We start from the raw sequence: 11,566 nt of genomic DNA, 5'->3' as shown, positions 1-11,566 counted from the left end.
CGACCTGATCGGCTGGAAAGAGCGCAAGGACGGCGAGACCAAGGTCTATCCGGGCGTTTTGGCCTCTCACGGCGTCTCGCGCGCCGAAGCCGAGCAGATGGTGCTTGCAGCCCGCAAGCAGGCCGGCTGGATCACCGAGGAAGAACTCGCCGCCGAAGAGGCAGCAACCGGCGAAACCGTCGGTGCGTGAGGTGACCACCAATCGCAAAGCCCGTGGACGAGATGAACGATCGCACTTGCATCGTTACGCGCAGGCAGGCCGAAGCGGATGAACTGATCCGCTTCGTCGTCGGCCCGGATTCGGCCGTCGTTCCGGACATCAAGAGAAATCTGCCCGGCCGTGGTTGCTGGGTCACCGCCGATCGCCTACATATCGAGAAGGCAGCGGCGAAGAACCTGTTTGCCCGCGCATTCAAGGCGCAGGTGACCGTTCCGTCCGATCTCGGCGGCATGGTCGACGGGCTGCTCTCCAGATCCGCTCTGGGTATGCTTGGCCTTGCCCGCAAGGCGGGCGCCGTCGTTCTTGGCGCCGCCAAGGTCGAGGGTGCTGTGCGCGACGGGCAGGCGCTGCTCGTTCTGCATGCGGCGGAGGCGTCGGACGACGGTGTCCGCAAGATCAGTCAGGCGCGGCGGGCGACCGTCCATCTCGGCGGTCCCGCCATCCTTGCCTACAAACTTTTCTCCGAGGCCGAGTTGAGCTTGGCATTGGGGGGCACAAATGTGATACATGCTGCCGTCCTCGCGCAGGACGCGGGACTGGCGGTTGAGAAGCGCGTTGTTGCGCTCGACCGATATCGGGGCGGTACCCCGAACGATCTGGCAATGCTTGCGGCCGTTGCCGACGAAGATGATGCCGCAGAGGATATGGAATGAACGATACGAAATCGGGCGACGACAAGACGTTGAGCGTTACGCCGAAGAAGACCTTGACGCTGAAGCGCCCCGGCCTCGAGCAGGGCACCGTGCGCCAGAATTTCTCGCATGGCCGCACCAAGTCGGTCGTCGTCGAGACCAAGAAGCGCAAGTTCTCGCTGCCTGGCGACAAGCCGGAGCCGGTCGCGCCGTCCGTGTTCACGCCGAAGCCCGCCGCGGCCACCCCTGTCGCCGCCGCGCCTGTCGTGCAGGAAGCGCCGAAGGCGCCGCCTCCGCCGCCGGAACGTTCGGGCATGGTCCTGAACGAGCTGTCACGCGGCGAGATGGAAGCGCGCCGCAGGGCGTTGGAAGGCTCCAAGGCCCGTGAGGCCGAGGATCGCCAGCGCGCTCAGGAGGATGCCAAGCGCCGCGCCGAGGAAGAGGAGCGCCGCAAGCGCGAGCGCGACGAATCCGCGCGCCGTCAGGCCGAGGAAGAAGCGCGCCTGCAGGCCGAGGCCGAGTCGCGGCGTCGTGCCGAGGAAGAGGCTCGCCGTCGTGCGCCGCAGGCAGCCGATGTCGCTACGGCCGATGACGAGGAAGAGGCCAAGCCGCGGCGCACTGGTGCCGGCGGTGGCGCAGGCGCCAGCGCGCCTGCCCGGCGCCTTGCGACCCCGGAAGTGGCCCGCCCGGCCAAGCCGACCAAGGGCGAGGAAGATCGCCGCCGCGGCAAGCTGACGCTGAACACCGCGCTGTCGGACGAAGATGCGCGCGGCCGCTCACTGTCGTCGATGCGTCGCCGCCAGGAAAAATTCAAACGCGCGATGCACAATGAGCCGCGCGAGAAAGTCATGCGCGAAGTGATCCTACCCGAAACCATCACCATCCAGGAACTGGCGCAGCGCATGTCCGAGCGCGCCGTGGATGTGGTCAAGTACTTCATGAAGCAGGGCCAGATCCTGAAGCCGGGCGACGTCATCGACGCCGACACGGCCGAGCTGGTCGCTTCCGAATTTGGCCATACGGTCCGCCGCGTTGCGGAGTCCGACATCGAGGAGGGCCTGTTCAACATCGCCGACCGTCCCGAGGACCTGGTGTCGCGTCCGCCGGTCGTGACCATCATGGGCCATGTCGACCACGGCAAGACCTCGCTGCTCGACGCCATCCGCAACGCCAATGTCGTCTCCGGCGAGGCCGGCGGCATCACCCAGCATATCGGCGCCTACCAGATCGAGAAGAACGGTCAGAAGATCACCTTCATCGACACGCCCGGCCACGCCGCCTTCACGGCCATGCGCGCCCGCGGCGCCCAGGTCACCGACATCGCCGTGCTGGTGGTGGCGGCAGACGACAGCGTGATGCCGCAGACGATCGAATCGATCAACCACGCCAAGGCGGCCGGCGTGCCGATCATTGTGGCGATCAACAAGATCGACAAGCGCGACGCCGATCCGCAGAAGGTGCGGACCGAGCTGCTGCGCCACGAGGTGTTCGTGGAATCGATGGGCGGCGAGGTGCTGGACGTCGAGGTTTCGGCGACCAAGGGCACCAATCTCGACAAGCTGCTCGAAGCGATCCTGCTGCAGGCCGAAGTTCTCGACCTCAAGGCCAATCCTGACCGCACCGCCGAAGGCGCGGTGATCGAAGCCAAGCTCGACAAGGGCCGCGGTCCGGTCGCCACCGTTCTGGTGCAGACCGGCACGCTGATGCCTGGCGACATCATTGTCGCCGGCAACGAGTGGGGCCGTGTGCGCGCGCTTGTCGACGACCGCGGCGAGCACGTGCCGGAAGCGCCGCCGGCGATGCCGGTAGAGGTGCTTGGCCTTCAGGGCACGCCGCAGGCCGGCGACCGTTTCGCCGTCGTCAACAACGAGGCTCGCGCCCGCGAGATCACCGAATACCGTCAGCGCCTGGCGCGCGACAAGGCTGTGGCCAAGCATGCCGGCCAGCGCGGCTCGCTCGAACAGATGATGTCCCAGTTGCAGACGAGCGGGCTGAAGGAATTCCCGCTGGTCATCAAGGGCGACGTGCAGGGCTCCATCGAGGCGATCAACGCCGCTCTCGAAAAGCTCGGCAACGACGAGGTCAGGGTGCGGATCGTCCATTCGGGCGCCGGCGGCATCACCGAAAGCGACGTCTCGCTGGCCGAGACATCGGGTGCCGCGATCATCGGCTTCAACGTCCGCGCCAACGCGCAGGCCCGCACCGCGGCAGCGGCCGCGGGCATCGAGATCCGCTACTACTCGATCATCTACAACCTCGTCGACGACGTGAAGGCGGCCCTTTCCGGCATGCTTTCGCCGGAGCGGCGCGAGACCTTCATCGGCAATGCCGAGATACTCGAGATCTTCGACATCTCCAAGGTCGGCAAGATCGCCGGCTGCCGCGTCACCGAAGGCAAGGTCGAGCGTGGCGCGGGTGTGCGCCTGGTCCGCGACAACGTCGTCGTCCACGAAGGCACGTTGAAGACGCTCAAGCGCTTCAAGGACGAGGTTTCGGAAGTGCCGGGCGGCCAGGAATGCGGCATGGCCTTCCAGAACTACGAGGACATGCGCGTCGGCGACGTCATCGAATGCTTCCGCGTCGAGATGGTGAGCAGGACGCTCTAATTCGGGTATACTTGCCGAAATGAAACGGGCGGCGGCCGCAAGGCTGCCGCCCAGACCGCTCATGCATTTGAGACATGTGGCGTGGTCCCATCCCGCGCTTCACGATTTCAGGACCGAAGAAATGTCACGTTCGACAACGTCAGGCCCCTCCCAGCGCATGCTGCGCGTCGGCGAGCAGGTGCGTCATGCCCTTTCCGAAACGCTGCAGCGCGGCGAGATCATCGATCCGGTGATCGAGAACAGCGTCGTCTCGGTCTCCGAGGTGCGCATGTCGCCCGATCTCAAGATCGCCACCGCCTTCGTCTCGCCGCTTGGCGCGGCTGACGACAATGCCGTGGTCGAGGCGCTCAACAGGCACGCGAAGTTCATCCGCGGCCGTGTTTCCGGCGCGTTGAGGCAGATGAAGTATATGCCGGAGTTCCGCTTCCGGCTCGACACCTCCTTCGACAATTTCGCGAAGATCAATGAACTGCTGAAATCGCCCGAAGTGGCGCGCGATCTCGGCGACGGCAAGAACAACGACAAGGACGAGGAATAGTGGCGCGCCGCGGCAAGAAGAAGGGTCGGCCGGTCTCCGGCTGGGTGGTGCTGGACAAGCCGGTCGGCATGGGCTCGACCGAAGCGGTCTCCAAGGTCAAATGGCTGTTTCAGGCCGAGAAGGCCGGCCATGCCGGCACGCTCGATCCGCTGGCCTCCGGCATGCTGCCGATCGCGCTTGGCGAAGCGACCAAGACCGTTCCCTACGTGCAGGATGGCGCCAAGGTCTACCGCTTCACCGTCGCCTGGGGCGAGGAGCGCTCGACCGACGACCTCGAAGGCCCGGTGACCAACAGCTCCGATCGGCGCCCGGCCGAGGCCGAGCTGCGGGCGCTGCTGCCGAAATACACCGGCGTCATCATGCAGACGCCGCCGCAATTCTCGGCCATCAAGATCGCCGGCGAGCGCGCCTATGATCTCGCCCGCGACGGCGAGACGGTCGAGATACCCGCGCGGGAAATTGAAATCGGCCGTTTGGATATTATCGAGCATAGTGCCGACAAGACCGTCTTCGAGGTCGAATGCGGCAAGGGCACCTATGTGCGCTCGCTGGCGCGCGACATGGGCCGCGATCTCGGCTGCTTCGGCCATATCGCTGAATTGCGCCGCGTCGAGGTCGAGCCGTTCACGCCTGACGATTTCGTCACGGTTGCCGAACTGGAAGCGGCCCGTTTCGGCGGCAAAGCCGAAGCTGTTCAGGACGAATCCGAGGCGCCGGTCGATTTCAGCGCCATCGACGCGCTGCTGGTCGAAACGGCGGCGGCGCTCGATTGCCTGCCGCAGGTCGCGGTCAGCGACGACGCGGCGACGAAGATCCGCCTCGGCAATCCCGTCATCATTCGCGGCCGCGATGCGCCTGTCGAGGCGGAGGAGGCCTGCGCCACCGCGCGCGGCAGGCTCGTCGCCATCGGCGCCATCGAGCAGGGCATGTTCAAGCCCAAGCGGGTCTTTGCCGGGTGAATCCGGTCGTCTAAGCTCCACTGGGTGCCGACGCTTCAGGGATCTCATGGCCAGGGCTGATACAGGCAACAAGAGGGCGACGCTGAGAATCCGCCGGCCGCCGGTCGGGGCGTCGCCCGGCACGCTGATCGCCGATCCGGCGGCGCGGCGCAGCGAGCTTCGGCTAACATTGATCTCGCCGCAGAAATACGAAACCATCGACAATGCCTCGATCGACGACCTCAACACCCATTGCCAGAAATGGCCTGTCGTCTGGCTGGACTGCACGGGGCTTGCCAACATTCCGCTGATCGAGGAGATCGGCCGTATCTTCAACCTCCACCCGCTGGCGCTCGAGGACGTCGTCAACACTGGACAGCGGCCCAAGGTGGATTTCTTCGAGGACCATGCCTTCGTCGTCATGCGCATGATCGACGATGTCACCTCGCATCGCTACGAGCAGATATCGCTGTTCTTCGGCCGGAATTTCGTCGTCACTTTCCAGGAACGCGAGGGCGATCCGTTCGATCCGGTGCGCAAGCGCATCGCGGCCGCGATGCCGAACCGGCTGCGCTCGCGCGGCGCCGATTATCTTGCCTATGCGCTGATCGATGCCATCGTCGACAGCTATTTCCCGCCGATCGAGGCGGCGAGCGAATTGGTCGACGGCATCGAGGACGAGATGCTGAACAAGCCGCACAAGCATCAGATGCGGCAGTTGCATGAACTCAGGCGCGACGCCAACGTGCTCAAGGGCGTGCTATGGCCGATGCGCGATGCGCTGGCGACGCTGATCCGCAACGACGTGCACGCTCGACCATTCGCTGCGGCTGATCGAGCTGGTCGAGAACCAGCGCGACATGCTCACCGGCCTGATCGAGATGCATCTCTCGCTGTCCCAGGCCCGCACCAACGACGTCATTTCCTATCTGACGATCGTCTCGGTGATCTTCATGCCGCTGACCTTCCTGGTCGGCGTCTGGGGCATGAATTTCGATCCGGAAAGCTCGCCCTGGAACATGCCCGAGCTGAAGGCCTATTACGGTTATCCGGTCTCGCTACTGTTCATGGCGGTCGTCGCGGTCGGTTTGATCGCGTTCTTCAAATGGAAGAAGTGGCTCTAAAGCGCGTCGCGATGAAACGGATTCAGGCGACGCGCTTTAGGTCTTTGTTTTTGATGCATGTCGTTGTCCCAGAACCGCCGCACACTTCTGGGCGACATGCATTGGCCTTTGAATTCCCCCGTTTTCGCCGCCGGAACCTGCGACAAGCCGGCTTGACAATTGGGCTGGTGTTTTTTCCGGAATTGCACTATATGCGCCGCAGCTTCGCGCCCTGACGCGTCGCTTGCACTGGCCCCTGCTGGACGACATCCCGGCTGTGGGCGTCCCGTTTCCTCCAACAGATAAGGAAAAACACGATGTCGATTACTGCCGAGCGCAAGAAAGAACTGATGACCGAATTCGCGACTGCGAAAGGCGATACCGGATCTCCGGAAGTCCAGGTTGCCATTCTTTCCGAGCGCATCAAGAACCTGACAGAGCATTTCAAGGACCACAAGAAGGACAACCATTCCCGCCGTGGCCTGCTTGCTCTGGTTTCCCAGCGCCGCAGCCTGCTTGATTATCTCAAGCGCAAGGATGATGGGCGCTACCAGACGCTGATCGACAAGCTCGGTCTCCGTCGCTGACCAATTGACCGGCGGGCTCTCCAAGGGGGCCCGCCGGTCGCGCATTGGCGCATCGGATAGTCCGCTGCCGCAATGCTGAAAAGGAAATTCGCCTGCGCGCATGGCGCGTTCCGGAAACAGCGTTTCCGGCGTCAAGCGCAAGGCCGGCCGACCAGCCGGCCAATCGTGTTCCGGACCGCAGAGGGCTATCCGGAACCGCCCATGGACGGTCATGGGGCAGGATTGCAGGATGCTCGCTCGGCCTTGAGCCGAATCTATCGAGCTTCCCGTTGTCTTGCCCGTGACTGCCCGAAGGAAGCCAGGGAAGGGAGAACCCGCGACCGTTAGGACGGTGCGGCCCTTTCCGCATATGAAGGACAAGATATGTTCAATCATCACAAAGTGGAAATCGAATGGGGCGGCCGTCCGCTCATCCTGGAGACCGGCAAGATCGCCCGCCAGGCTGACGGCGCGGTGCTGGCCACCTATGGCGAGACCGTGGTTCTGGCCACTGTCGTCTCGATGAAGGAGCCGAAGCCCGGCCTCGATTTCTTCCCGCTCACCGTCAACTACCAGGAAAAGACCTATGCCGCCGGCAAGATCCCGGGCGGCTACTTCAAGCGCGAGGGCCGTCCGAGCGAAAAGGAAACGCTGGTTTCCCGCCTGATCGACCGCCCGATCCGCCCGCTTTTCGCCGACGGCTACAAGAACGACACCCAGATCGTCGTCACCGTCGTCCAGCATGATCTCGAGAATGATCCGGACATCCTGTCGATCGTCGCCACCTCCGCCGCGCTTACGCTCTCGGGCGTGCCCTTCATGGGCCCGATCGGCGGCGCCCGCGTCGGCTACATCAACGGCGAATATGTGCTCAATCCGCATATCGACGAGATGCAGGAATCCAAGCTCGACCTCGTCGTCGCCGGTACCGCCGACGCCGTGCTGATGGTCGAATCCGAGGCCAAGGAACTCTCCGAGGACCTGATGCTCGGCGCCGTCGTGTTCGGCCACAAGAGCTTCCAGCCGGTGATTGAGGCGATCATCAAGCTGGCCGAGGTCGCTGCCAAGGAGCCGCGCGACTTCATGGCGCCGGATTACTCCGCGCTCGAAGCCGAGATGCTGAAGGTCGTCGGAGACGAGCTCCGCGACGCCTACAAGATCATCGACAAGCAGGCGCGCTATGCCGCGGTCGATGCCGTCAAGGCCAAGGTCAAGGCCGCCTTCGCTCCGGCCGAGGGCGAGGAAGCCAAGTACACTTCCGAGCAGATCGGCAGCGTCTTCAAGGAGCTCCAGGCCAAGGTTGTGCGCTGGAACATCCTCGACACCGGCTCGCGCATCGACGGCCGTGACCTCAAGACCGTGCGTAAGATCGTCTCGGAAGTCGGCGTCCTGCCGCGCACCCACGGTTCGGCGCTGTTCACCCGCGGCGAGACCCAGGCGCTGGTGGTTGCCACTCTGGGCACCGGTGAGGACGAGCAATATGTCGATTCGCTCACCGGCATGTACAAGGAGAAGTTCCTTCTCCATTACAACTTCCCGCCCTACTCGGTCGGCGAGACCGGCCGCATGGGCTCGCCGGGCCGCCGCGAAATCGGCCACGGCAAGCTCGCCTGGCGCGCCATCCATCCGATGCTGCCTTCGGCGGAACAGTTCCCCTACACGCTGCGCGTCGTCTCGGAGATCACCGAATCCAATGGTTCGTCGTCGATGGCGACCGTCTGCGGCACCTCGCTGGCGCTGATGGACGCGGGCGTTCCGCTGGCCAAGCCGGTCGCCGGCATCGCCATGGGCCTGATCAAGGAAGGCGAGCGCTTCGCGGTGCTCTCCGACATCCTCGGTGACGAGGACCATCTCGGCGACATGGACTTCAAGGTCGCCGGCACCGCCAATGGCGTCACCTCGCTGCAGATGGACATCAAGATCGATGGCATCACCGAGGAGATCATGGGCATCGCGCTTGCCCAGGCCAAGGACGGCCGCCTGCATATCCTCGGCGAGATGGCGCATGCGCTGTCCGGCGCCCGCGCCGAGCTCGGCGAGTTCGCGCCGCGCATCGAGGTCATGCATATCCCGACCGACAAGATCCGCGACGTCATCGGCTCCGGCGGCAAGGTGATCCGCGAGATCGTCGAGAAGACCGGCGCCAAGATCAACATCGAGGACGACGGCACGGTCAAGATCGCTTCGGCCAACGCCAAGGAGATCGAGGCGGCGAAGAAGTGGATCCACACCATCGTCGCCGAGCCGGAAGTCGGCGAGATCTACGAAGGCACAGTCGTCAAGACGGCCGACTTCGGCGCGTTCGTCAACTTCTTCGGCCCGCGCGACGGTCTCGTTCACATCTCGCAGCTCGCCAATGAGCGCGTCGCCAAGACCTCCGATGTCGTCAAGGAAGGCGACAAGGTTTGGGTCAAGCTGATGGGCTTCGACGAGCGCGGCAAGGTTCGCCTGTCGATGAAGGTCGTCGACCAGGCGACCGGCAAGGAAATCGTCCAGGAGAAGAAGAAGGCCGAAGGCGAGGAAGACGCCGCCTGATCGGTCTGGCTGGATAGTCTAAGACGGGCGCGCCGCAAGGTCGCGCCCGTTTTGTTTCGAGGTGGATGAATGGCCGCCGAGCCGCTGAAGACGCTGTTCTACCCGTTCGAGGCCGAGGCGCTGCCTTTGCCGCGCAAGGAGGCCCGCGTTCTCTTTCTGGGCGCCGAGCCCGGCTTCCGCTTGCCCGAAGGATTCGATGCGGCGCTGCATCTCGTGCAGGGCTTTCGACCGCATTTCCGCGCCTTGCAGGCTTCCGGCTACACGGTCACGCCGCGAGTGGAAGGACAGGGTTACGACATGGCTCTCGTGCTCGCCGGCCGTCATCGCGGTCAGAATGAGTTGCGCATCGCCGAAGCACTCGAGCGTGTCGCGCCGGGCGGGCTGATCGCCGTCGCGGGTGGCAAGGATGACGGCACCGACAGCCTGCGCAAGCGGATCAACGCGCTGGCGCCGCTCGAAGGCCATCTGCCGAAGCATCACGGCGTTGCCTTCTGGTTCCGGCGGGCCGGCACGGAAGCAGCCGAGACGCTGCGCGCCGGCAACCCCGACCTTGTTGTTGGGGGCGGTTTCAAAACCGCGCCTGGCATGTTCTCGTTTGACAGGATTGACGCCGGTTCGAAACTGCTGGCCGCCAGCCTGCCTGATGATCTCAAAGGCAATATCGCTGATCTCTGCGCGGGCTGGGGTTATCTGGCGGCGGAGGTCCTGCAGCGCTCCCAGAGCCTCACCACGCTCGATCTCTATGAAGCGGACTTCGAAGCCCTGAAAGCAGCCAGGTTGAATGTCCGTGGCGCCATCGAGCCGCGCTTCTTCTGGATCGATCTTCTCACCGAGGCGGTCGATCGACGCTACGACGCCATCGTCATGAACCCGCCTTTCCACAGCGGCCGAGCCGCCGAGCCCGGCATTGGCGCCGGCATGATCCGCGCGGCGTCGAAGGCGCTGAAACCGGGCGGCCGCCTGTTCATGGTCGCCAATCGCCAGCTTCCCTATGAACAGGTGCTGTCCGCGGCCTTTGCCAGCCATACCGAGATCGCCCGCGACGGCATGTTCAAGGTGTTGTCGGCGCGCCGCTGAAATACTGTTGCGTGCTGGTTTACTGTAGGCTGACGATCCGTGCGGGCTCGCGGGTGCCGAAAGCAGGCCGCGCTTCGCCGAGTTCGTCCGTGAGTGGCGCCGGCCTGCCGAACAGATAGCCCTGGACCACCTCGCAGCCCGCGGCCCTGAGCAGCGTAGCCTGGTTCTCGGTTTCCACGCCTTCGGCGATGATGCCGACGCCCAGCGCCCGCGACAGCCCGACAATGGTCGAGACGATCGCGCCGGAACCGGAGTCGGTGTCGATGCGGCTGACGAAGGAACGGTCGATCTTCAGCTTGCCGAAGGAGAAGTCGATCAGGTAGCTCAAATTGGAATAGCCTGTTCCGAAATCGTCGACGGCCACCGAAATCCCCATCTCGGCAAGCTGGTCCAGGATCGCGGCGGCGCGGTCGCGATCCTGCATCATCGCCGTCTCGGTGACCTCGAGCTCCAGCCGCGACGGCTTGATGCCGGTCGATTCCATCACCTCGCGCACGATGCCGACGAAATCCCTGGTCATGAACTGGACCGGCGAGATGTTGACGGCGACGAAGCAGTCCTGCGGCAGATGCTTGGCGTCGCTGCAGGCCTTGCGCAGCACCCATTCGCCGATTGGATTGATCATGCCGGTTTCCTCGGCGATCGGAATGAACTCCATCGGCGGAATCATGCCGCGCTCCGGATGCTTCCAGCGGATCAGCGCCTCGTAGCCGACGACGCGGCCGCTCGGCAGATTGAGCTGCGGCTGGTAATGGAGACTGAAGTCGCCGCGGTCGAAAGCGGTCTTCAGCTCCGATTCGATCCATTGCCGATAGTCGGCCACGCGGCCCATGTCGGCGTGGAAGACAGACCAGTTGCCGACGCCGCTGGCCCGCGCATTTTGCAGCGCAAGGTTCGAACGGCGCAGGACCAGAACCGGGTCGACCCCGTCCTTCGGCATCGCCACGATGCCTACCGACAGGCTGACCGACTGCAGGTGGGTCTGCAACTGATAAGGCTCCATCATATCGTTGATGAGCTTTTCGATCAGCCGCTCGATCGAACCACGGATATCGCGGTCCGGCAGCAGGACGCCGAACTCGCCGGCGCCGATGCGCCCGATCACCGCATCCTTCGGCATGCTCTCCTTCAGCCTGCTGGTGAAGGCACGGACAAGGTCGTCGCCATGGCTGTAGCCGATGGCGTCGTTGATCTGCTTGAATCGGTCGATATCGATGTCGATCAGGAACACCGGCTCGCCGGTTCGGATCGTCTCCGAGGCGGCATCGGCTATCTTGCCGACCATGGCCTGGCGCGACAGAAGCCCCGTCAGCTTGTCGAAATTGGTTTCCTTGACGACATAGGCCACCGA

At 64.2% G+C, this 11,566-nt stretch carries 8 protein-coding genes and 2 pseudogenes; 9 read left to right on the top strand and 1 reads right to left on the bottom strand.

Annotated features, from left to right (window positions below; genetic code table 11):
• The 9 genes and pseudogenes from EOA24_RS13715 to EOA24_RS13675 form a co-directional block, all read left to right on the top strand.
• Window positions 1–190: pseudogene (locus tag EOA24_RS13715) on the top strand (transcription termination/antitermination protein NusA); the annotation flags it as partial.
• 32 nt (window positions 191–222) lie between these two features.
• Complete coding sequence (locus EOA24_RS13710) at window positions 223–873, top strand: RNA-binding protein (protein ID WP_126083567.1); 651 nt, start codon at window positions 223–225, stop codon at window positions 871–873.
• Entirely contained in the window at window positions 870–3,458 is a 2,589-nt protein-coding gene (gene infB / locus EOA24_RS13705; RefSeq protein WP_126079410.1) for a translation initiation factor IF-2, read from the top strand. The genes EOA24_RS13710 and infB overlap by 4 nt, the downstream gene beginning before the upstream one ends.
• A gap of 121 nt (window positions 3,459–3,579) precedes the next feature.
• Window positions 3,580–3,996, top strand: a complete 417-nt coding sequence (rbfA, locus tag EOA24_RS13700; RefSeq protein ID WP_042647113.1) for a 30S ribosome-binding factor RbfA — start codon at window positions 3,580–3,582, stop codon at window positions 3,994–3,996.
• Window positions 3,996–4,955, top strand: a complete 960-nt coding sequence (truB, locus tag EOA24_RS13695) for a tRNA pseudouridine(55) synthase TruB (protein WP_126079409.1) — start codon at window positions 3,996–3,998, stop codon at window positions 4,953–4,955. Before rbfA ends, truB begins: the two co-directional genes overlap by 1 nt.
• Before the next feature lie 46 nt (window positions 4,956–5,001).
• Window positions 5,002–6,058, top strand: a pseudogene (gene corA, locus EOA24_RS13690) (magnesium/cobalt transporter CorA).
• A 254-nt stretch (window positions 6,059–6,312) separates the two neighbouring features.
• Window positions 6,313–6,624: a 30S ribosomal protein S15 gene (gene rpsO / locus EOA24_RS13685; RefSeq protein ID WP_281059028.1), complete on the top strand. Its 312-nt coding sequence runs from the start codon at window positions 6,313–6,315 to the stop codon at window positions 6,622–6,624.
• 363 nt (window positions 6,625–6,987) lie between these two features.
• On the top strand, window positions 6,988–9,138 hold the full coding sequence (gene pnp / locus EOA24_RS13680; RefSeq protein WP_126079406.1) for a polyribonucleotide nucleotidyltransferase: 2,151 nt from the start codon (window positions 6,988–6,990) through the stop codon (window positions 9,136–9,138).
• Between the two features lie 69 nt (window positions 9,139–9,207).
• Window positions 9,208–10,215 carry a class I SAM-dependent methyltransferase gene (locus EOA24_RS13675; protein ID WP_126079405.1) on the top strand — a complete coding sequence of 336 codons (1,008 nt, stop codon included), beginning with the start codon at window positions 9,208–9,210 and terminating at the stop codon, window positions 10,213–10,215.
• A 19-nt stretch (window positions 10,216–10,234) separates the two neighbouring features.
• On the opposite strand, the gene EOA24_RS13670 is transcribed toward EOA24_RS13675, so the two are convergent.
• Window positions 10,235–11,566: bifunctional diguanylate cyclase/phosphodiesterase (locus EOA24_RS13670; RefSeq protein WP_133374508.1), on the bottom strand; the 1,332-nt coding region annotated here is incomplete at its 5' end.

It is taken from the genome of Mesorhizobium sp. M2A.F.Ca.ET.039.01.1.1 (assembly GCF_003998035.1).
Taxonomy (GTDB): domain Bacteria; phylum Pseudomonadota; class Alphaproteobacteria; order Rhizobiales; family Rhizobiaceae; genus Mesorhizobium.
This window is presented reverse-complemented; position numbering and strand designations above follow the sequence as displayed.

Coding starts and splice junctions, on each gene's coding strand:
- EOA24_RS13675 (WP_126079405.1), top strand. CDS start 9,208: ATGGCCGCCGAGCCGCTGAAGACGCTGTTCTACCCGTTCGAGGCCGAG.
- EOA24_RS13710 (WP_126083567.1), top strand. CDS start 223: ATGAACGATCGCACTTGCATCGTTACGCGCAGGCAGGCCGAAGCGGAT.
- rbfA (WP_042647113.1), top strand. CDS start 3,580: ATGTCACGTTCGACAACGTCAGGCCCCTCCCAGCGCATGCTGCGCGTC.
- pnp (WP_126079406.1), top strand. CDS start 6,988: ATGTTCAATCATCACAAAGTGGAAATCGAATGGGGCGGCCGTCCGCTC.
- infB (WP_126079410.1), top strand. CDS start 870: ATGAACGATACGAAATCGGGCGACGACAAGACGTTGAGCGTTACGCCG.